The following is a 20,773-nucleotide window of genomic DNA, read 5'->3' as shown; positions in this document are numbered from 1 at the left end:
ATTAGTTACGTAGTGGTTTTCCTTTTAATAACATGTGTTGCATACGCTGTTGTGTTTTTGGCTCAGCAATTAAGCTTAAGAAAGCCTCGCGCTCTAAATCAAGCATTACCTGCTCATCAATTAACGTTCCTTCTTTAATACGTCCACCTGATAAGACATAGGCAAGTTTTTCAGCAATTTTCACATCATAATCTGATGCATATCCGCCAAATCGCAATGTCTTTGCACCCAATAGCATTGCTGCATATCCAGCTTCGCCTACTACAGGAATCTTTTCGCGTTTCGGTGCTTGATAGCCGGCACTAGCTAGCGCCAATACCTTTTCTTTTGCATCGTGTAACAAGTGATCCGGATTTACACTAATAGCATCATTACTATTCAAAAATCCATTTTCACGAGCTTCAGCGGCTGAAGTTGATACTTTAGCCATCGCTACTTTTTCAAAAACATCGTTCGCTACTTTTGTCAGGTCAAGATCTACTCCCTCTGGCAGATTACGAAGTTCTTTCAGATAAAGTTCTTTCGTTCCGCCGCCACCTGGGATTAATCCGACTCCAAACTCAACAAGACCCATGTAGGTTTCAGGAGATGCCTGGATAGAAGCTGCCGGCAATGAAACTTCAGCACCTCCACCAAGCGCCATATTGAATGGTGCCGTTACAACTGGCTTTTCTGAATACTTAATATTCATCGCCATCTTTTGAAATTGACGGACAACCATGTCCAATTCAAAGAAATTATCGTCTTGAGCTTCCATTAGCATCATACCAAGGTTCGCGCCAACACAGAAATTTTTACCTTGATTACCAATTACAAGTCCTTTATAATTTCTTCCTACTTCTTCAATTGCAAAGTTTACCATTTGGATGATATCAAGACCGATTGCATTACTTTGTGAATGGAATTCCAGTCCTGCAACACCATCACCTAAATCTATTAAACTTGCTCCCGTATTCTTTTTAATGACCCCATTAACATCTTTTAAACGCTTTAAATTAATCTCTTTTTCATTAAAGTTCTGTTGCTTGTATTCACCGTTATCATAGTAATAAACATTGCCATTTTCGGTTTTATAGAAGGACTCGTTTCCATTTTCCAGTAGCTCAAGCACCCATTCAGGTACTGTTTCGCCCTCTTCCTGCATCCGTTCAACAGATTTACGCAAGCCAATTGCATCCCATGTTTCAAATGGACCAATTTCCCAGCCGAATCCCCATTTCATTGCCTGATCAATTGATACGATATCATCAGCAATTTCGCCTGTAAGCTCTGCAGAATAAATTAAAACTGGCTTCATTATTGACCATACCAAGTCACTTGCTCGGTCGCCTTTGGCTGATACAAGCGCTTTCAATTTACGACGAGATCCTTTTTCCTGCTTCGCCGTTTCCGTAGCAGCAGTTTTTAGCTTTTTACGATCCTCGTATTCTAGTGTTTCCGGATTCAATTCATAGATTGTACTTCCGTCTTTCCCTTTTTTCTTAAGGAAAAACCCTTGGCCACTCTTGGCACCAAGCCAGCCGTTATCCTGCATTTTCAAAATAAAATCAGGAACATCGAATACTTCTTTTTCTGCACCTTCAACTTGATCGTAAACATTTTTAGCAACGTGAATAAATGTATCTAAACCAACAACATCCAATGTACGGAATGTAGCACTTTTTGGACGTCCAATCATTGGCCCGGTAACAGAATCTACTTCACCAACACTGTACCCGCCTCTTAACATTTCCTGCACTGTCACAAGCAATCCATATGTACCGATACGATTGGCAATGAAATTTGGTGTGTCTTTTGCTTCAACTACACCTTTGCCCAGCACATTTTCACCAAACGTTTTCATGAATTCCAGTACTTCTGGATCTGTGTGTTTTGTCGGAATAACCTCAAGCAATTTCAAATAGCGTGGCGGATTGAAAAAGTGTGTCCCAAGGAAATGCTTTTGAAAATCCTTTGAGCAATCAGCAGCCATATCCTCTACCGAAATACCTGAAGTATTGGAAGTTATAATACTTCCTTCTTTACGATATTTATCCACATTTGCAAATACTTTCTTCTTAATATCCAGGTTCTCCACAACGACTTCAATAACCCAATCTACATCTCCCAATTTTTCCATATCATCATCCATGTTGCCAACTTCGATTAAGTCAAGACTTTTTGTTGAGGTAATTGGTGATGGATTTTGTTTACGCAGCGCTTTTTTGCTTTGTGCAGCAATACGATTTCGTACAGCGCGATCCTCTAGTGTTAAGCCCTTCTTTTCTTCATCTTTTGTTAACTCTTTTGGTGCAATATCGAGCATAATTGTCGGTATTCCAACGTTAGCCAAGTGGGCAGCAATTCCAGACCCCATAACACCTGAGCCTAACACTGCAGCACGCTTGATTGTTTGCTTCATGTTTTGTCCCCCTATCTTCATTTGAATGAATACTCATTCATTTTTAACTGTAAAAATAAAAGATAGTCTCCTATCCATCTATTTATTAGTATAAATTATATTCTGATATTTCGCAATAAAAAAAGAGTATATTTTTTTCTATTTTGGCTTTAATGACTTGTGAAACTGCGTTAAACTATTAAAGGCTTCATATACAGAAAGGACCTGACAGTTATGAACAAGAAACTTGTAACCGAATACTTACAAATTGTTATTGGTGCTTCACTCGTCGCACTTTCATATAATATATTCCTATTACCTTCAAAACTAGCAGCCGGTGGTATTTCCGGGATAAGTACAATTCTTTTTGAACTATACGAATTAAGTCCTGCATACACGCAGTTTTTAATTAATCTTCCCATTTTTATAATCGGCTGGCTTGCAATGGGTAAAGATTTTAGTTGGAAGACATTATTAGGAACATTTTGGGTACCTTTTGTTATTTTCCTAAGTGCTGATTTTCCTTACACAATTAACAACCCGCTACTAGGCGCAATCTATGGTGGTATTGTTTTAGGTGCCGGTCTTGGAACTGTTTATAAAGGAAATGGATCTACCGGTGGTACCGCCGCAATTGCTCAAGTTGTAAAGAAATTTACTGGACTATCAAGTGGGTACTCTCAGTTAATTGTAGATGGGTTTGTTGTTGTATCTTCTATTATCGTGTTTAATCTGGAGCTTACACTTTTTGCTTTAATGTGTATTTATGTCACAAGTAAAACAATTGACATCGTTCAATTACGCACATCTGCATCCAAATTAATTCTGATTATCACTGAAGATGAAGACAAAATCCAAGGTCTTATTGGAGAACGGATAGATCGTGGATTAACTAAGGTTCGAACTATAGGCGGCTATTCAAATGAAAATAAAACAATGATTCTTTGTGTTACTGAACAACAAGAAGCAGTTCAACTGAAAAAAACATTGCAAAAAGAGGTACCAACATCCTTTGTCATATTCCTTAATGCATCAGAAGTACTGGGACGAGGATTTTCGCTGGATAAATATTATGGGCAGAAGTTTTAAAAAATGGCTTCTTTATAGCAATTAGCAGCAGATATAGTTATTTAGTTATTAAAATAACAGATGATGCATTTAAATTATGTTGCAATGCTACACGGAGACTCATGCGGGAACAGCGGCCAGGTCAAGATCCCACAGCGAATGGTTTTGGTTAGCGAGGAGCCTCGACGGTCGCCCGCGGAAAGCGTAGTGTATTTCTGGAGCGTATGTTATGTTGAAGTTATATCAATAGCGACAAATTATATAAAATCCCTCGTATCCAATCTGATACGGGGGATTTAATTGATCTATTATTTTTTAAAGATACCCTTTAAGACAAACATTACATTAGCCGGACGTTCTGCCAGGCGACGCATGTTGTAACCGTACCAGTCTTTACCGTATGGCACATATACACGCATTTTATATCCTTGTTTTCTCAGCCTGTTCTGTAATTCAATCCGAATACCAAACAACATTTGAAATTCAAATTGTTCACGTGGAATATTATGTTCTTGTTCCAGTTGTTTCACATAATCGATAATTGCATCATCATGTGTTCCAACAGCAGTGTAATTACCATTTAATAAATTCATTTTAATTAGCTTTTTATAATTCTCATCAACGTCTTTCTTATCAGGGAAAGCGACTTCAGGTGACTCTTTGTATGCCCCTTTTACAAGACGAAGATACGGATTATATTCATCAAGATCTTGTAAGTCCTCTTCTGTACGATATAAGTACGCCTGTAATACTGTACCAATATTTTCATACTCACTTCGCAATTCTTTGAAAATATCCAATGTTTTGCCACAACGTTCGTAGTCTTCCATATCAATCGTCACGGTTACATTATGCTGCTTACCTGCATCAAGAATTTTTCGCAAACTATCCATTACTAATTCTTCCGATATATCCAGTCCCAGTGATGTCAGTTTTAGAGACAACTCAGAATCCAAACCTTTATCTGCAATCTTCTTTATTGCATTAATACATTCATCAGCAGATTCTTTAGCCTCTTGCTCATTATCGACAAACTCTCCAAGATGATCGATCGTAACGACAAATCCATCATTGTTTATTTCCTTGATCTTTCTTGCTGCATGATCAATATCTATACCTGCAACAAAACGGGATGCACCAAATTTGAACCCGTATTTTTTCGCCAATTTTGTAAGCGTTTTATTTTTTGATAAAAATAAGAAGAAGTTACGCATAAGTTGTTCCACGCTGATTACCCCCAACTAAAAAAATTTTCTGTATTACATATTCTGTGCACAATTAATATCATATCATGTATTTCTTGAAAAGAGTATCATTTTTTACGTTTTATGAGTGATTTCAGCCTTTTTTGGCGAAATTAATCGATTTATTTCGTTTCTTCTCGCTTTTATGGATAGTAAATCCAGTTTCCGCTATATTGTAAGCAATTATATAAGAGAAGCTGAATTCCATTTTAAGGAATACAGCTCATATCTCATGCTACTATATCATAGCCTTGGTCTTCTATTGCTTCCCGCATATCAGCTACGCTAGCTTTTGCATCATCGTAGGTTACGTCGACTTTCCCAGATCCAAGGTTAACCTCCACACCAGTAATTCCATCTAATTCTTCCAAAGCACCTTTTACTGAACTTTCACAGTGTCCACACGTCATTCCTTTTACCTCTAAAGTAATCTGCATATAAATAACCTCCTAATAATTGAGCAAATTAAAATTAATATCTAGAATTGGGAATTACCATAGGATTATTGTCCTATATAAATATAATAACTTTTAACTACTTTTCTTACAATTAATTGATCCCTCATCACTAATCGAAATCATTCCTATTTACAAATCGTAATCATTACGATAATATAATATAACAAACTATAAATGAGAGGGTTAAATTCATGAGAAGAACACATTACGCATTTATCTTAATTACTATTATAGGAATCATTGCGTCAGGATGCTCATCCTCCTCTGATTCTAAAAATAACAATGATTTAACACTATACACATCAATTTATCCAATACAGTATGCCGTTGAAAGAATTGGCAGCGAAACGGTAAATATAAAATCGATTTATCCTCCAGGTGTTGATGCGCACACATATGAACCTACCTCCAAAGAAATGACGACTATAGCAGACGGAGATGCATTCATTTACCTCGGTGCAGGGATGGAAGGATTTGCTGAAACTGCTGCATCTGCACTCGATTCCCAGGATATTAGATTGATTGAAATAGGGTCACAAGAAGAATTATTTCATCAAGATGCAAATAATAACACTGAACATGACCACAGCGATCGTAATCCTCACATTTGGTTAGATCCAAAGCGTATGCTTAAAATGTCCAGTTATATTAAAGGCAAGCTTATCGAAATGGATCCTGAAAATAAACAGGCATATACAAAAAACTTTAATGATCTAAAAGAAGATCTATTAGCATTAGATAAACGTTTTGAAGAAACACTACAACCAAAAGTCAAAAAGGAGATCCTCGTATCACACGCAGCATACGGATATTGGGAAGAGCGTTATGACATCGAGCAAATTGCTATAAGTGGATTGTCTTCGAGTGACGAACCATCACAAAAAGAATTAACCGAAATTATTGACCTGGCAGAAGAGAAAAAGTTAAATTATGTTATTTTTGAACAAAGTGGCTCTGATAAAGTTTCCAAAATTATTCAGGATCAAATAGGTGCAGAAGCATTGTACATCCATAACCTTTCTGTATTAAACGAAGAGGATATTGAAAATGAAGCAGATTATCTATCTTTAATGAACAAAAACCTTGAAGTACTTGATAAAGCTACAAATTAGGAGGATTCCCCTATGAATGAACCAATCATTTCTATGAAAAATATTGAATATGCATATGAAAATAAAAGTGTCCTGAGTAATATAAACTTTGAAATTCCGCAAGGCTCTTTTATGGGGTTAGTAGGACCAAATGGCGGGGGAAAAACAACGTTAATTAAGCTCATTCTTGGACTACTAAAACCGGATAGTGGCTCCATTGACCTTTTCGGCCAGCCAATTGATAAGTTTAAAGCATGGGATAAAATTGGCTTTGTATCTCAAAAATCCAATTCATTCAACAAGGGGTTTCCAGCAACTGTTTTTGAAGTTGTCTCAATGGGACTGACTGCAAAAGTCGGATATTTGAAGTTTTTCACTACAAAACATAAAAAGAAAATCTTGCATACCATTGACCAAGTGGGTATGGGGGAATACGCTTATGAGAATATCGGTAATCTCTCAGGTGGTCAGCAACAGCGCATCTTTATTGCCCGATCATTAGTTAGTGACCCGGAGTTACTCATTCTTGACGAACCTACTGTTGGTGTCGATTATGAAAATGTGCAGCGTTTTTACGAGCTATTGCATCAGTTAAATAACGAACAGAACATTACTTTACTCCTTGTTACGCATGACACTGGAACAATGACTGAGCATGCGACAGATATTGTTTGCTTGAACAAAACACTGCATTTTCATGGAAATCCTAAAGAGTATTTATCGTTATCAGAGAAAGATTTATCACAGTTCTACGGTCATCCAGTAAATATAGTTACACACGATCATTAACGTTGGGGGAAAGAATATGCTAGCTGATTTTATACAATACGACTTTTTGCGAAACACATTTTTAACCGGACTATTAATTGGAATCATCGCACCACTGCTTGGTACTTTCATTGTAGTCCGTCGTCTTTCCCTTATCGCTGATGCGTTATCACATGTAACTTTAGCCGGTATTGCATTTGGTCTATTAATAGAGAAAAAGTTCGCAGCCGGACTTATTACTCCATTGTATAGTGGGATGGCATTTTCCGTACTTGGTTCAATTTTTATTGAAAAGCTACGAGGCGTGTATCAAGCATATCAAGAACTGGCAATTCCAATTATTTTATCTGGTGGTGTCGGTCTAAGTGTTATATTTATTTCACTTGCAGATGGTTTTAATACAGAGCTTTTCAATTATTTATTTGGGTCTGTATCTGCAGTAAGTCAAAATGATTTTTATTCTATCCTGGCAATTTCCATTGTTATCATTCTAGTGATTCGGTTATTTTATAAAGAACTTGTCACCCTATCATTTGATGAAGAACATGCAATCGTCTCAGGAATTCATTCCAAACGGATTCATTTACTTTTTATTGTTCTGACCGCATTAGTAATTGCCGCATCGATACGAATTGTTGGTGTCCTACTCGTATCAGCATTAATGACATTGCCTGTTGCAGCAAGCATGCGAATTGCTCGTGGTTTTAAACAAATGATTATATATTCCATTGTCTTCGGTGAGCTAGCTGTTATCATAGGTTTAATATCCGGCTATTATTTCAGTATTCCGCCGGGGGGTACGATTGTCCTTGTATCGATTGTTATTTTACTGCTTTCAATTGGATTGAAACGCTTTACCTATACTCCGAAAAAAGAGAGGGAAGTCGAATGAAGTTACAGGAAGCACTTGAAAAACTTAAAAGCCAAGGCTATAAAACTACTGCAAAACGTCAAGACATCTTGGCCTATTTTGATGAAACTGATGGTTATCGAACTGCAAAAGACTTACTTCAGCACATGGAACCCACATATAAAGGAATAAGCTTTGACACCCTTTACCGTAACTTGCATTTATTTGACGAGGTTGGCATTCTGGAAACTACTGAACTGAACGGGGAAAAACATTTCAGAATTACATGTACCCATCATCATCACCATCACTTTATTTGTAAAGATTGCGGCAAAACAAAAGAAATCGATGTATGTCCAATGAATGAGGTACAGAATTCACTTGGAAACTATGCAATAGAAGGACATAAGTTTGAAATTTATGGTTTATGTCCGGTGTGTCAGGACGCCTAATTGATGAAGATCTATTTAGCTGTCGGTATCGGGGGTATGGTAGGCGCCTCAGGGAGATATGGAATATCTATTTTATTTTGGACAAATACAAGCTTCCCCTACGCTACTTTAATTGCTAATTTGCTTGGATGTTTTCTGCTCAGTTTCTTACTTCATCATGATTCCATTAAACGTAAGTTGAGTCCAGAAGTGTTTGCAGCACTTGGAACTGGAATGATTGGTTCGTTTACAACTTTTTCAACTTTCGCAGTCGAAACAGTTGAGCTGTTTAATAGTAGCTTCCTTTTAGCTGGTAGCTATATAGTACTTAGTATTATTGGCGGGCTTCTATTTTGTTATCTTGGTTTCAAGATGGCATTTAAAAAGCGGGTGAGAGTATGAATATTATCCTAGTTGCACTCGGCGGTTTTCTTGGAAGCATAGCCCGTTATTATATTTCATTAAAAGCAAATAAACGCCTGATTGGAACTTGGACTGCTAATATTACTGGTTCCATTGTTCTAGCATTACTTTTTCGATATTACTTAGATAATAGCATTTCAGAATGGCTATGGGTGTTTTTAGGAGTTGGCTTTTGCGGGGCGTACACCACATTTTCTACGTTTGGAAATGAAACAATAAAGCTCATATTAGAGAAAAGATATTGGCTGGCAATAGGGTATGTACTTAGCTCACTTACAGTATCAGTGTTGTTTGTTTACCTTTTAATCTAAAACTTATTTAGGAAACTATTAAAAGAACTGTACCACGATTAAATATGTGGTACAGCTTTTATATATATGAACCGATTTTAACACAACTTGATAATCGGAATAATTTCGGATTAACTTTTTAATGTTCGCGCTCTTCTGTTGATGTTCACGCTCTTCTGTCGATGTTCGCGCTCTTCTGTTGATGTTCCCGTTCTTCTGTTGATGTTTCCACACTCATTCCGTAATTTCATACTCAGCTAAATACTTCTTCCAGAACCTTTTCTTCATCATGGTCAAGCATATTTTTTTGAATAACTTGATCGGCTGATTTGTTCATTTGGTCTTCCAGTTCGTGTGATGCATCAGACTCACCTACTACATAAATCTTCTCCCATTTACGGTCTTTGGCTTTCTTGTCTAATTTTGGTGCAATACTTTTATACCAACGTTGTTTGTTCGCTTCATATCGATCCTTGAAATTTTCCTGTTGCAGACTTTTACCACCTGATCCCATGGATGCGTCTGCTTTATGTGGACCTGAGAATTGACGCCAATCATCTGTATTAATATCAAGTTCGTAGTAAATTGTATCCTCAATCTCATTAAGGTGTGTTTCCATTACTTTTATTTGATTTTGCTGTACAAGAATAATTCCGGATTTCGGAAAGTTATCATTAAGTGCTTTAAGTTGATCAACTTTTGCAGTTTCTTCCCAGAAAAACTCTGTCTTCAATCGCATTTGCACACGTGCTGCATACCAAACATCTTCATTAGCGGTTGCAAATAAGACAATGCCCTTTCTAAAATGCTGTTCATTAGCATGGACGTACTTTTCAACCTTTTGCTTAATCAGTTGAAAATTCTTAAGTTCTTCTTTGTTATCATCTTCTTCTAAATAGCTTTCAAAATTCCGCAACCCATTTTTAAGATGAATTTTCCACTCCCCAGCCTGCTGCTCCGGGTCAGAAGGATCTGTATTCAGATACATGGAAAACACCTTGTTTGCACCGTCTTTTCTAACCTTCTCTAGCTGTTTAATTTGCTCATTTAGATTCATTAGATATCGGCACTCCTTTCAATTTCTTAATTTACGTTTATCCGGTATCAGGCAGAATTAAACATACTATGAAGTCAGTTTCAATCCAACTGCAGCCGAAAGAACCATGCTAATAAATAAAAGACGGCGCCAATCCCTTGATTCCCCATATACAATCATTCCAATTAAAGTACTCCCAGCTGTCCCAATTCCTGTCCATATCGCATAAGCCGTACTCATTGGAATAGATTCCATTGCAAGTGCCAAAAAAATAAAGCTAATTGTAAATCCACCAAACAACCACCCGAATGTCAGAAAGTTCATCTTCCTATTCACTTTATTAATGCCCATAACTCCCGCCACTTCACCAAATCCGGCAATTAGTAAAAAAATCCAACTCATTATGAACCCTCTCCTTCATACTCAGTTGTAATTGTTTTAAGTCCGATAACACCAGTTAGTAATAGCAGAATCAATATGATTTTCACCAAATTAAATGGCTCACCAAACAACACAATTTCTAATATAACTGTCCCAGCAGTACCCATTCCAGTAAAAACTGCATATGAAGTACCTACCGAAAGCTTTCTCGAAGCAATAATTAATAAATGCATACTCAAATAAATTGCAATGGCAGTTAGTACCCATGTTCCCACATTCGACGCATGCTTTAAGCCAATCACCCATCCTATCTCAAAAATTCCAGCCAATAATACAATATTCCAGCTTCGTTTCATTTTACTCAACTCCTCCAATTAAAAAAGCCCGGAAAATATCCATCTTTAAGATATCCTCCCGGGCTTTTATCCCTCCGTGTACACGTTCGTGCGTCTTCTCTCGGACCAGTCCAATAATTGCGGAACCCTAGAAAACTTTTATTAATTAAGTATTAAAACATGTTTATAATTAATCTAGAAAAAATACGTAAGCTAATACTTTATTATTTTAACTTTTTTTATTTGGTAACCATCAATTTCCTCAACAATAAATTGATATCCTTCACCTTCAACAACTGATCCTTTTTCAGCATCTACGTTATGAGTTATAATCCAGCCACCGATTGTGTCAACTTCATCGTCCTCCAGTTCTGTCCCAAAATACGAATTAATTTCATCCAACAGGACTTTTCCTGCAACAATTGCTGTATCATCACTTACTTTTTCGATCATTGGCTTTTCATTAGCATCAAACTCATCACGAATTTCACCAACGATTTCTTCAAGTATATCCTCAACTGTTACAAGTCCTGCTGTTCCTCCATATTCGTCAATTACAATCGCCATATGAATACGTTCTTTTTGCATTTTAACCAATACTTGTTTAATCGGCGTGATTTCAGATACATGAATTATCGGCCGAATGAACTTTTCAATAGAGTCATAACTCTGATTTATATGACCAGTAAAGATCTCCTTCAAGTTCACCAAGCCGACAATGTGATCCTTGTCTCCATCCGCAACTGGATATCTGGTGAATTGCCCCTCCTGTATTACCTTAATATTTTCATCAAAACTATCCTCTTTAAAGAAACAGATCATCTCGGTACGAGGAATCATAATTTCTTTAGCAACACGTTCATCAAATTCAAAGATATTATTCACATATCTCATTTCTGATTGATTAATTTCACCACTCTTGTAGCTTTCGGACAAAATTAATCGTAACTCTTCCTCAGAATGAGCAACCTCTTGTTCATTCATTGATTTAAAACCAATCATTTTAGTAAGATACCGTGCTGCACCATTTAATAGCCAAATAAATGGGTACATAACTTTATAAAAGAAAATAAGCGGTCTTGCTAAGGATAATGTCACAGCCTCGGCTTTTTGTATAGCGATAGTTTTAGGTGCCAATTCTCCAACAACTACATGTAAAAAAGTGATGATAAAAAAGGCAATTGCAATTGATACACCATGTGAAACCGCCGCATTTATTTCTAGTTCGTCAAAAATCGGCTGCAACAGACTAGCTACAGCAGGTTCACCGAGCCAACCTATACCTAACGCTGTAACTGTTATCCCTAATTGACATGCAGATAAATAAGCATCCAAATTATTAATCAGTTTCCTTGCATGCACAGCTTTCTTATTTCCTTCTTCAATAAGGTGATCAATACGTGTTGTCCGAACTTTTACAATAGCGAATTCGGTTGCTACGAAAAACGCAGTCATCATTATTAAAATAGCTACTAATAACAAATTTATAATTGTCATTGAGAATCTCCTCACGTTTTAAGGATAAATTACTCTATTAATACATACCTTTTCATAAGGATAAATTATGGACAAGATATGTGGTGAGATTTTGAGTATGTTTAAAAAAATAATATCTATCTTAGCTGGGAGTGTATTCATAGCAATTGGTATTAATTATTTTGCTATTCCACATCATTTAGTAGACGGTGGAATTATTGGGTTAGGACTTATTGCCAAATACACCCTTGGGCTTAAACCAGGACTTACAATTATTGTTTTAAGTCTGCCATTATATATATATGCATGGTTTCATTTTCGATCCTATTTCTATAACGGGTTACATGGTTTATTGGTAACCTCACTTCTTATCGACTATTTTCATCCATTATCATCATGGGATACAGCTCCGATACTAGTCAGTGCAATTACAGGTGGATTTATGATTGGGACTGGTATCGGAATAATGTTATTAACCAAAACTAGTACTGGCGGTGTTGACCTTTTAGCATTAATGATTGCAAAATCAACCACACTTAACGTGGGGATCATTATCTTGATTATTGATTCCATCGTTATACTGTTTGGCTGGATTATCATTCAGGAAACAACTATTATTTTTTCAAGTTTAATGGTAATCATGATTGGATTAACAACATTTACGATTACAAAGTATTATACTGAATAACGATAAGTAGCTAAAAGATACCTTTTAGCTACTTGTTTCTATTTATCATTTTCTTTAGGTAACGGTTCTTTTTTAATCATTTTAATAAAGGATACAACAATTATTAGCAATATAATTGTGAACGGCAGTGCGGATACGAGTGATGCAGTCTGTAAAGCATCCAATCCACCTCCACCTGCAAGCAATAGCACAACCGCTATGGCAGTGATTAGTATTCCCCAAATTACTTTTACAGTTAATGCAGGGTTCAAGCTACCTTTCGATGTCATACTACCAAGAATATAAGTTGCTGAGTCTGCTGATGTAACCAGGAACGTAAAGATTAGAAATATTGATAGCAATGATAATATGGTCGCAAATGGTAAATCACCAAATGATTCAAATAATGCCACAGCTAAATCGGCATCTACAGCTTCAGCTATTTTGGTGCCATTAAATAAATCACTGTGAATTGCGGTACCTCCAAGAGCTGCTATCCATAGGCAAGCAATTAACGGTGGAACTACTAATACACCGAATACAAATTCACGAATTGTTCTGCCTTTCGAAACTCGTGCAACGAATGCACCTACGAATGGTGACCAAGCCGTTGACCATGCCCAATAGAAAATCGTCCAATCACGGATCCAGGTTTCACCTGAATATGGTGTTAATCGCAAACTATATTGGACAAAACTTGTAATGTAATCACCTAAACCTAATACAAATGTATTTAAGATGAAAACTGTCGGGCCAACAGCAAATACAAATGCTAGTAATACTAAACACAAAGCCAAATTTAAATTACTCAGCCATTTTATCCCCTTATTTAATCCCGTACTGGACGAAATTAAGTATGTTACAAGCATGACTCCAGCAATGGCCATTTGAACCCATATTGAATTTGGGACATCAAAAACACTCTTCAAACCACCATTCATCTGCATTATACCGAGCCCTAAAGAGGTTGCTACACCCATAACAGTTGCAATAACTGCTAACGAATCAATAGTCCCACTTAACCCTTTGTTCTTACCGACAACCGGTTGGATTGCAGTAGAAATAAGACCTTTCTTTTCCTTCTTAAACTGCAGAAATGCAATTACCAGACCTACTATAGCGAAAACGGACCATTGACTAACCCCCCAGTGAAAAAAGGCGTAGCCCATTGCAACTCTTGCAGCTTCCTCCGATTGAGCTTGAATCTCTGGAAATGGGGTGGAAAAAAAGTGACTCATTGGCTCAGCTACGCCCCAAAATACTAGGCCTGCACCGAATCCGGCTGAAAACAACATTCCAATCCAGGTGAAAAATGGATATTCAGGACGAGAATCCGGTGCACCAAGGCGAACTCTTCCATATTTACTGAATGAAAGGCCAACTAAAAATATTACAAAGATAAATACAGCCAAAGAATAAAACCATCCAAAATTGATGGTCGTAAAGTTAAATAGTTTACCTGCTACTTCTCCAAATTTAACTGGCATTGTAGCACCCATAATTACTAATAGTGTTACGATAATTGCTGATACGAAAAATACAGGGTTTTTATATGTATGTTTTTCCATAATTGTTCCTTTCTCACGATAGTATTTTGTTAACATTGGATTGAGAATAAATAAGGGAAGAAAAATAGGTATATCATTTGTAATTTAACCCGAAAAGGGTAACTCTAAACTCCTTATTTTAATTACAGCAACTCCTTTTTAAGATAATAACATTTTTTACAAAAGTAATGGAACTTGAAAAAGTTCTATTTTCATTTTTTATTTAGGCTGTTTTCGTAAGTTTTATTGCTTTCTAATCTTCGTAGTTAACATAAACTGCGAACTAACTGCTGGAATAATCTCTATAAACTTTCGTCCCGCCGTCCGGGGTCGCTACGGGCGGATGCGCACCTTAGGGCACGACCTCAGCCTCCGTTGCGAAAACCACTCTGCTGGGTCTTCGGACACGTGCTATTCCCGCGTAGTCACCGCCCTCCGCTCACCCCGACTAGTGTAGTGCTGTCACACATTTCTTCTATAGCGATTGCTACTCCAGTCAACAGCGGAGGAAATACACGTAGACTCCTGTGGGAGCTGAGGCCTAGATGAGACTACGCAGCGACGTAGGAGCGAGGAGGCTCATCAGCCGCCCACGGAAAGCGAAGTGTATTTCCGTAGCGGCATAATAGCACTCAAACTTTTTAAAAAGTACTTCGCAGTTTATATCAACTACTGCTAAGATTCACTGCTTGGAAAAAGAACAATCTTTTAGAAAACTCCCTATTTCATAACTGTTTATACGTAAAAATGGCCTCCACATATTGGAGACCATCTTTGTTTGTTATAACTTTTCTGCAAAAGTTCCCTCCGAAATGAATGTATCCACTTCGTTACGGTCGGAAGGTTTTTCTCGTTCCTGTAATTGCTGCTGCAAGTCTTCTTTCTCACCCTGATAACCAATCGCAACAATAGCATGAACCATATAATTTTCAGGTATATTTAATACTTCTTTCGCTTTTGATTTGTCAAATCCACCCATAGCGTGTGTTGCCAAGCCATTTCGAGCTGCTTCTAAGGCTAGATAGCCCCACGCAGCACCTGTATCAAAAGCATGTGAAGGATTTTCTCCCCCCATAAATTCTGCATCAGTTTTTGAAACGACAGCTATCAATACCGGTGCTTTTTCGCACCATGCTACATTACCATCAAAGATAAACGAATGAAACCTTTGATGATCTGCTTCTGTACGCGCTACTACAAACCGCCATGGCTGAACATTTGCCGCTGATGGTGCCCATCTTGCTGCCTCAAAAACTGTGTTCAATACATCTTCAGGAACTTCCTTATTTAAAAATGACCTTGGTGACCATCTCTTAATAAAGATAGGATCTATATCGTGAGATGCTTTCCGAAACTCTTTTAATTCATACATTGGTATGTGTGCCTCCTCTGTTCTATATCTGTTGTTAATGTAATAGTTTCGAAAACCATTATACAATCCATACTTACTTTTTGTAACTAATATGCTCGCATTAGAAAACTTGGCTTCTTGCCTAGTCTGGTTGCGCTTATGCAATAAGAAGGGATTTATACTTTCTTATTTCGAACAAAGGGCGCTAGTCGCTGGCCGGTGAGAAAGTTACGTCCTGTGGCGTCACTGGCACTATTACGTCTTATCCGTATCCGTGGGATCTGGACGTGGCTGATTCTGTAGTCCAGTTATCCATAGCACTTAAATTTTAGAGTTTCGCTAGACACTAAAAAAGATCTACCCTCAAAGGATAGATCTTTAAATTTAAAATTATTTTATACGGCGTACATGTCCGGCAAAATGACTTTTCCAATAGCTGTTATTCATACTTGCGATTGCCAGCCCAGTACTATTTTGTGAACCAATAAATTTACCATTTCCTAAATATATACCAATATGACCATTAGTTTTATAAGTATTAAAGAATATGAGGTCACCTGGCTGAATATTACTATAGGAAACTTTACTGCCAGTATATTGCAATTGAGCAGTACTGGAAGGTACTGAAATTCCAGCCTGCGAGAATGCCCATGATATAAATCCAGAGCAATCAAAACCGCTTGGTGAACCTCCACCCCAAACATAAGGGGTTCCAAGATATGGCATCCCGGCATTCATCACTTCACTAAGACTCCCGCTTGGAGCTTTCTCTTCTTTTTTACTTAGAGTTGTCAGATTACCCCCATCAGAACTTGATGATGAACCTGAACTGCTATGTACATTTCCTGAACGCTGCTCAACTTCTCGATTGATTGTCACAAGACTTCTTCTCTTATCCTGCAAATTAGACTTTAATGCTCTAAGTTTCTGCTCTTTTTCTTTTAATTCTTTCTTATCAGCCTCATTTTGTTCCTTTTGGGCCAAGATGGTTTCCTTCATGCCTTCCAGTTCCACTTTCATATCATTTAATCCGTCAAGTTTTTCTTGGACAGAAGCCTTTTTATCTTCCAATTTGCCAATATCTTCCTTTTGTTGTTTCATAAGCTTATTGTCTGATTCAGCTATTTTAGTAACTGCAGAAACTCGACCGATCAAGTCACTAAAACTTTTTGATCCAAAAATTACCTCTAGATAGTTAACATCCCCACCGCTTTTCTGGTAGGAAACAATACGACTTTTCAAAATCTCATTCCGTACCTCAATATCTTCTTCCAGATTTTTAACATCATTTTCAATTGTATTTATTTCTTCCTTAGTATCTTTAATTTCACTAGTAGTTTCACTCATTTTATCCTTATTTTGTTCCAGGGCATTGTTGACACTGTCTATTTTTTCGTTTAAGTCTTCCAAATCTATCATTACATTGGCTATCTTCTCCTCTGCTTCTGATAGATTGGCATTTAATGTTGAACGTTCAGATTGTGAATTATCTGGTGTCTCTGCATGAACAGAATCAGTTAAAAACGCACTTCCCAAAATAACCACACCTGTTGTGGCTATTATACTGATCGTTTTTTTCATCTTTCTATTCCCCCGCTTCCCCTTATCTTTATGTAAATTCTTTCTCGATTTTGTGAGTAAATTGTAGTAATATGATAAATTACTTAAAATTATGTATCTGCCTTTTTAGGTAATTCGTATTATATCATCTAAAAATGACATGAATGTAATAGAAAGATTACAATTGTATTTCAATTTAAAAAGTATCCCTTATAAAATCAGATGAACCAGTAACTGTCAGTCAAGCCATTCCTCTTTATTCAACCTAAAAAACAATGCAGATACTTAACCAGTCATGACTATCCATACTGCAAAATACCCATATTTTCATCTGATTCTGACATATATGAAAAATTTACTCGGTACATTTTCTGTGATTTCCTTATCCTTCTTTTGCCCTATTACAATTTCATAATAAAAAGGACACTCTCCTAAGAAAGTGTCCTTCTCAATATTATTTCGTAAATTGTTCTTCTTCCGTTGACCCCTTTAACGCTGCAGTAGAAGACTTTCCACCAGATATTACCTGAGCCACCTCATCAAAATATCCCGTTCCGACTTCCCTCTGATGACGTGTGGCACTATATCCAAATTCTTCACTGGAAAATTCCGCTTGCTGCAGTTCAGAATATGCTGCCATTCCATTATCTTTATACTTTCTGGCAAGTTCGAACATGCTATGGTTTAACGCATGAAACCCAGCCAACGTTACAAATTGAAATTTATAGCCCATCTGAGCAAGTTCATCTTGGAAACTGGCCATTTCCTGCTCCGAAAGTTTTCGTTTCCAGTTGAAGGATGGTGAACAATTATAGGCTAACAGTTTACCAGGATATTTTTCATGAATAGCATTGGCAAATTTTTGTGCCTCCTGCAGGTTTGGTTCTGATGTTTCACACCATATTAAATCTGCATATGGTGCATAAGCAAGTCCGCGAGCGATTGCTTGGTCGATTCCTGCATTTGTTTTGAAAAATCCCTCCGATGTCCGTTCACCAGTTATGAAGGAAGCATCATATGGGTCGACATCACTTGTGATTAAATCTGCCGCATTTGCATCTGTCCGGGCAATAATTAATGTTGGTGTTCCCATTACATCAGCTGCTAACCTAGCTGAAATTAGGTTCCGCACTGCTGTCTGAGTTGGTAACAACACTTTTCCACCCAAATGACCACATTTCTTTTCCGATGATAGTTGGTCCTCAAAATGCACAGCTGACGCACCTGCTTCAATCATGGACTTCATCAATTCAAAAACATTTAACTGCCCGCCAAAACCCGCTTCCGCATCAGCGACAATAGGTGCAAACCAATCAATTGAATCATCACCTTCAGCATGATGAATTTGATCTGCACGTTGTAATGCCTGATTAATTCGCTGCACAACATTCGGAACACTGTTGACAGGGTATAAACTTTGATCCGGATACATTTGACCAGACATATTGGCATCTGCTGCTACCTGCCAGCCGCTCAAGTATATAGCTTTCAATCCTGCTTTAACTTGCTGTACCGCTTGATTACCTGTTAGTGCACCTAATGCATTCACATAGCCATTATCACTATTAACCAAATTCCATAATTTCTCTGAACCTTTTTTTGCTAGCGTATGTTCAATATCTATAGATCCACGTAGTCGAACAACATCCTCTGCCTCATATGGTCGTTCTACATTAACCCACCGTATATTCTGGTCCCACTCATTTTTAATTTGCTCCACCCGGTTACTTTCCATTATTAATTTCCCCTTTCATTAATCGTTTATATGCTGGTATTGTTAAAAACTCCACGAATTCATCTTGCGCGATAAGATCCCTGAATAAACTGGAAGCTTCTTTATAATTTTCGTCTTTAAATTCTTCTTGTAATATTTCATCTATCATTTTCAATGTAACGTTCCGCTGATCTTCAAGGACTCCCTTCGGATGACGAATCCATTGCCATAATTGTGCACGTGAAATTTCTGCTGTAGCAGCATCCTCCATTAAATGATTGATTGGAACTGCGCCACGTCCTTGAAGCCAAGCTGCTATATATTTAATACCTACCGTTATGTTTGTCCGCACTCCTTGTTCCGTTATTTTTCCTTGAGGTACTTCCAGCAAGTCTTCGCGTGAAACAACTACATCAGCACGTTTCCTTGAAATTTGATTGGGCTCTGGCATTCCTTTATCAAATATATCTTTTACAAACTGAACCATCCCAGGATGTGCAACCCACGTTCCATCATGTCCATCCGTTACTTCACGTTCCTTGTCTGCACGAACTTTCTGAAATGACGCTTCATTTGCTTTTGGATCATTTTTTACTGGAATCTGCGCAGCCATTCCACCTATTGCCGGTGCGTTCCGCCTGTGACAAGTCTTAATCGCAAGTAAGGAATAGGCACGCATAAATGGAACATCCATTGTTACAGTAGAACGATCTGGAAAGATAACCTCGCGATGACTTTGAAATTTCTTAATAAAGCTGAAAATGTAATCCCACCTGCCGCAATTGAGCCCTGCTGAATGCTCACGTAATTCATATAAGATTTCATCCATCTCAAACGCCGCAGTAATCGTTTCTATTAGTACAGTTGCCCTTATCGAACCTTGTGGTATAACCAACTCATTTTGTGCGAAAATAAATACATCGTTCCAAAGCCGTGCCTCCAGGTGATTTTCAAGTTTCGGCAAATAAAAATAGGGTCCAGATCCACGCCTTAACAATTCTTTTGCATTATGAAAAAAATAGAGTCCAAAATCTACTAAACTAGCAGAAATCGGTTTTCCATTGATTGTAAGATTCTGCTCTTCAAGATGCCAACCACGTGGACGCACCATTAAAACTGCTGTACTATCATTTAATTTGTAATCTTTGCCATTGTCTCCCTGAAAATCGATTTCTTTACGGATGGCATCCTTTAAATTTATTTGGCCATTTATAACATTCTCCCATGATGGAGATGTTGCGTCTTCAAAATCTGCCATGAACGTCTTTGCACCTGAATTCAGTGCATTAATGACCATTTTTCGATCAACCGGTCCGGTGATCTCAACCCGACGATCCTGTAAATCAGTTGGCAATGGTTCAATTGTCCAATTGCTTTCACGAATCGTACTTGTATCGGATAAAAAATCAAGATCCTGTTCGCTTTTCTGTAACTCATTCCGAAGTTCCAACAGCCTTTTTCTACGTTCCTCAAAATGAATATGAAGTTTTGCAATAAAGTTCAGAGCATCATCTGTTAAGACTTCATCAAATTTATCACCCCAATGATTATTTATTTGTACTTTTTCACTTTTCATCAGCATCAAATTCACACCTTTCTTGTTATAATACAATAACTAAAATTATATATTGTTATATAACAATATATCCAAAAAAATTTATTCTTCCCTTTTCGATAGACAATAATCACATTCTAATGTATAG

The 20,773-nt window shown here is 37.4% G+C and carries 20 protein-coding genes and 1 riboswitch; of the genes, 8 read left to right on the top strand and 12 right to left on the bottom strand.

Translation table 11 applies throughout. The features are described 5' to 3' along the window. Position 1: 1 nt before the first annotated feature. Complete coding sequence (locus tag BLS02_RS06255; RefSeq protein ID WP_092492083.1) at positions 2-2,401, bottom strand: 3-hydroxyacyl-CoA dehydrogenase/enoyl-CoA hydratase family protein; 2,400 nt, start codon at positions 2,399-2,401, stop codon at positions 2-4. A 213-nt stretch (positions 2,402-2,614) separates the two neighbouring features. Here BLS02_RS06255 and BLS02_RS06250 point away from each other — a divergent pair, with 213 nt between their 5' ends. Beyond that, complete coding sequence (locus BLS02_RS06250) at positions 2,615-3,469, top strand: YitT family protein (protein WP_092492082.1); 855 nt, start codon at positions 2,615-2,617, stop codon at positions 3,467-3,469. Between the two features lie 287 nt (positions 3,470-3,756). On the opposite strand, the gene BLS02_RS06245 is transcribed toward BLS02_RS06250, so the two are convergent. Further along, the gene (locus tag BLS02_RS06245; protein WP_092492081.1) at positions 3,757-4,674 is read right to left on the bottom strand and encodes a proline dehydrogenase family protein; all 918 of its coding nucleotides are present in this window, start codon (positions 4,672-4,674) and stop codon (positions 3,757-3,759) included. A gap of 248 nt (positions 4,675-4,922) precedes the next feature. Next, positions 4,923-5,129 carry a copper chaperone CopZ gene (gene copZ, locus BLS02_RS06240; RefSeq protein ID WP_092492080.1) on the bottom strand — a complete coding sequence of 69 codons (207 nt, stop codon included), beginning with the start codon at positions 5,127-5,129 and terminating at the stop codon, positions 4,923-4,925. Between the two features lie 212 nt (positions 5,130-5,341). Between copZ and BLS02_RS06235 the strand changes: the two genes are divergently transcribed. Genes BLS02_RS06235 through crcB (BLS02_RS06210) form a run of 6 tightly spaced genes read left to right on the top strand, consistent with a single transcriptional unit; the run spans position 5,342 to position 9,024 of the window. Beyond that, positions 5,342-6,262, top strand: coding sequence for a metal ABC transporter solute-binding protein, Zn/Mn family (locus BLS02_RS06235; RefSeq protein ID WP_092492079.1), 921 nt, complete (start codon positions 5,342-5,344; stop codon positions 6,260-6,262). Between the two features lie 12 nt (positions 6,263-6,274). Further along, positions 6,275-7,030 carry a metal ABC transporter ATP-binding protein gene (locus tag BLS02_RS06230; protein WP_092492078.1) on the top strand — a complete coding sequence of 252 codons (756 nt, stop codon included), beginning with the start codon at positions 6,275-6,277 and terminating at the stop codon, positions 7,028-7,030. A 16-nt stretch (positions 7,031-7,046) separates the two neighbouring features. Beyond that, a complete protein-coding gene (locus BLS02_RS06225) occupies positions 7,047-7,901 on the top strand; it encodes a metal ABC transporter permease (protein WP_092492077.1) in 855 nt (284 codons plus the stop codon). Next, positions 7,898-8,311 carry a Fur family transcriptional regulator gene (locus BLS02_RS06220; protein WP_092492076.1) on the top strand — a complete coding sequence of 138 codons (414 nt, stop codon included), beginning with the start codon at positions 7,898-7,900 and terminating at the stop codon, positions 8,309-8,311. Before BLS02_RS06225 ends, BLS02_RS06220 begins: the two co-directional genes overlap by 4 nt. 3 nt (positions 8,312-8,314) lie before the next feature. Beyond that, positions 8,315-8,692: a fluoride efflux transporter CrcB gene (gene crcB, locus BLS02_RS06215; protein WP_092492075.1), complete on the top strand. Its 378-nt coding sequence runs from the start codon at positions 8,315-8,317 to the stop codon at positions 8,690-8,692. Beyond that, positions 8,689-9,024 (top strand): fluoride efflux transporter CrcB, encoded by a 336-nt coding sequence (gene crcB / locus BLS02_RS06210; protein WP_092492074.1) that lies wholly within the window; start codon positions 8,689-8,691, stop codon positions 9,022-9,024. The genes crcB (BLS02_RS06215) and crcB (BLS02_RS06210) overlap by 4 nt, the downstream gene beginning before the upstream one ends. Before the next feature lie 232 nt (positions 9,025-9,256). On the opposite strand, the gene BLS02_RS06205 is transcribed toward crcB (BLS02_RS06210), so the two are convergent. The 4 genes from BLS02_RS06205 to BLS02_RS06190 form a co-directional block, all read right to left on the bottom strand. Next, a complete protein-coding gene (locus tag BLS02_RS06205) occupies positions 9,257-10,060 on the bottom strand; it encodes a VLRF1 family aeRF1-type release factor (protein ID WP_092492073.1) in 804 nt (267 codons plus the stop codon). Positions 10,061-10,126: 66 nt separating this feature from the next. Further along, positions 10,127-10,441, bottom strand: coding sequence for a DMT family transporter (locus BLS02_RS06200; RefSeq protein ID WP_092492072.1), 315 nt, complete (start codon positions 10,439-10,441; stop codon positions 10,127-10,129). Continuing rightward, a complete protein-coding gene (locus BLS02_RS06195; RefSeq protein WP_092492071.1) occupies positions 10,441-10,776 on the bottom strand; it encodes a DMT family transporter in 336 nt (111 codons plus the stop codon). The genes BLS02_RS06200 and BLS02_RS06195 overlap by 1 nt, the downstream gene beginning before the upstream one ends. Before the next feature lie 53 nt (positions 10,777-10,829). Then, a riboswitch (guanidine-I (ykkC/yxkD leader) is annotated at positions 10,830-10,918 on the bottom strand. 50 nt (positions 10,919-10,968) lie between these two features. Continuing rightward, positions 10,969-12,252 carry a hemolysin family protein gene (locus BLS02_RS06190; protein ID WP_092492070.1) on the bottom strand — a complete coding sequence of 428 codons (1,284 nt, stop codon included), beginning with the start codon at positions 12,250-12,252 and terminating at the stop codon, positions 10,969-10,971. 97 nt (positions 12,253-12,349) lie between these two features. On the opposite strand from BLS02_RS06190, the gene BLS02_RS06185 reads away from it, so the two are divergent. Beyond that, entirely contained in the window at positions 12,350-12,919 is a 570-nt protein-coding gene (locus BLS02_RS06185; protein ID WP_092492069.1) for a YitT family protein, read from the top strand. A 38-nt stretch (positions 12,920-12,957) separates the two neighbouring features. Here the strand turns inward: BLS02_RS06185 and BLS02_RS06180 are convergent, their stop codons facing one another. From BLS02_RS06180 to aceB, 5 genes are all read right to left on the bottom strand, one after another. Further along, positions 12,958-14,466, bottom strand: coding sequence for a BCCT family transporter (locus tag BLS02_RS06180; protein ID WP_092492068.1), 1,509 nt, complete (start codon positions 14,464-14,466; stop codon positions 12,958-12,960). Positions 14,467-15,226: 760 nt separating this feature from the next. Then, positions 15,227-15,817 (bottom strand): nitroreductase family protein, encoded by a 591-nt coding sequence (locus tag BLS02_RS06175; RefSeq protein WP_092492067.1) that lies wholly within the window; start codon positions 15,815-15,817, stop codon positions 15,227-15,229. 369 nt (positions 15,818-16,186) lie between these two features. Then, on the bottom strand, positions 16,187-17,377 hold the full coding sequence (locus BLS02_RS06170; protein WP_092492066.1) for a C40 family peptidase: 1,191 nt from the start codon (positions 17,375-17,377) through the stop codon (positions 16,187-16,189). 433 nt (positions 17,378-17,810) lie between these two features. Next, entirely contained in the window at positions 17,811-19,091 is a 1,281-nt protein-coding gene (gene aceA, locus BLS02_RS06165; RefSeq protein WP_092492065.1) for an isocitrate lyase, read from the bottom strand. After that, the gene (aceB, locus tag BLS02_RS06160; RefSeq protein WP_092492064.1) at positions 19,081-20,652 is read right to left on the bottom strand and encodes a malate synthase A; all 1,572 of its coding nucleotides are present in this window, start codon (positions 20,650-20,652) and stop codon (positions 19,081-19,083) included. Before aceB ends, aceA begins: the two co-directional genes overlap by 11 nt. Positions 20,653-20,773: the final 121 nt, after the last annotated feature.

The organism is Virgibacillus salinus, from assembly GCF_900102415.1.
Lineage (GTDB): Bacteria > Bacillota > Bacilli > Bacillales > Amphibacillaceae > Lentibacillus > Lentibacillus subterraneus.
This window is presented reverse-complemented; position numbering and strand designations above follow the sequence as displayed.

Excerpts from the sequence above, each read along its gene's own strand:
- BLS02_RS06255 (WP_092492083.1), bottom strand. The coding sequence starts at position 2,401 with ATGAAGCAAACAATCAAGCGTGCTGCAGTGTTAGGCTCAGGTGTTATG.
- BLS02_RS06250 (WP_092492082.1), top strand. The coding sequence starts at position 2,615 with ATGAACAAGAAACTTGTAACCGAATACTTACAAATTGTTATTGGTGCT.
- copZ (WP_092492080.1), bottom strand. The coding sequence starts at position 5,129 with ATGCAGATTACTTTAGAGGTAAAAGGAATGACGTGTGGACACTGTGAA.
- BLS02_RS06235 (WP_092492079.1), top strand. The coding sequence starts at position 5,342 with ATGAGAAGAACACATTACGCATTTATCTTAATTACTATTATAGGAATC.
- BLS02_RS06230 (WP_092492078.1), top strand. The coding sequence starts at position 6,275 with ATGAATGAACCAATCATTTCTATGAAAAATATTGAATATGCATATGAA.
- BLS02_RS06225 (WP_092492077.1), top strand. The coding sequence starts at position 7,047 with ATGCTAGCTGATTTTATACAATACGACTTTTTGCGAAACACATTTTTA.
- BLS02_RS06220 (WP_092492076.1), top strand. The coding sequence starts at position 7,898 with ATGAAGTTACAGGAAGCACTTGAAAAACTTAAAAGCCAAGGCTATAAA.
- crcB (WP_092492075.1), top strand. The coding sequence starts at position 8,315 with ATGAAGATCTATTTAGCTGTCGGTATCGGGGGTATGGTAGGCGCCTCA.
- crcB (WP_092492074.1), top strand. The coding sequence starts at position 8,689 with ATGAATATTATCCTAGTTGCACTCGGCGGTTTTCTTGGAAGCATAGCC.
- BLS02_RS06205 (WP_092492073.1), bottom strand. The coding sequence starts at position 10,060 with ATGAATCTAAATGAGCAAATTAAACAGCTAGAGAAGGTTAGAAAAGAC.
- BLS02_RS06200 (WP_092492072.1), bottom strand. The coding sequence starts at position 10,441 with ATGAGTTGGATTTTTTTACTAATTGCCGGATTTGGTGAAGTGGCGGGA.
- BLS02_RS06195 (WP_092492071.1), bottom strand. The coding sequence starts at position 10,776 with ATGAAACGAAGCTGGAATATTGTATTATTGGCTGGAATTTTTGAGATA.
- BLS02_RS06190 (WP_092492070.1), bottom strand. The coding sequence starts at position 12,252 with ATGACAATTATAAATTTGTTATTAGTAGCTATTTTAATAATGATGACT.
- BLS02_RS06185 (WP_092492069.1), top strand. The coding sequence starts at position 12,350 with ATGTTTAAAAAAATAATATCTATCTTAGCTGGGAGTGTATTCATAGCA.
- BLS02_RS06180 (WP_092492068.1), bottom strand. The coding sequence starts at position 14,466 with ATGGAAAAACATACATATAAAAACCCTGTATTTTTCGTATCAGCAATT.
- BLS02_RS06175 (WP_092492067.1), bottom strand. The coding sequence starts at position 15,817 with ATGTATGAATTAAAAGAGTTTCGGAAAGCATCTCACGATATAGATCCT.
- BLS02_RS06170 (WP_092492066.1), bottom strand. The coding sequence starts at position 17,377 with ATGAAAAAAACGATCAGTATAATAGCCACAACAGGTGTGGTTATTTTG.
- aceA (WP_092492065.1), bottom strand. The coding sequence starts at position 19,091 with ATGGAAAGTAACCGGGTGGAGCAAATTAAAAATGAGTGGGACCAGAAT.
- aceB (WP_092492064.1), bottom strand. The coding sequence starts at position 20,652 with ATGCTGATGAAAAGTGAAAAAGTACAAATAAATAATCATTGGGGTGAT.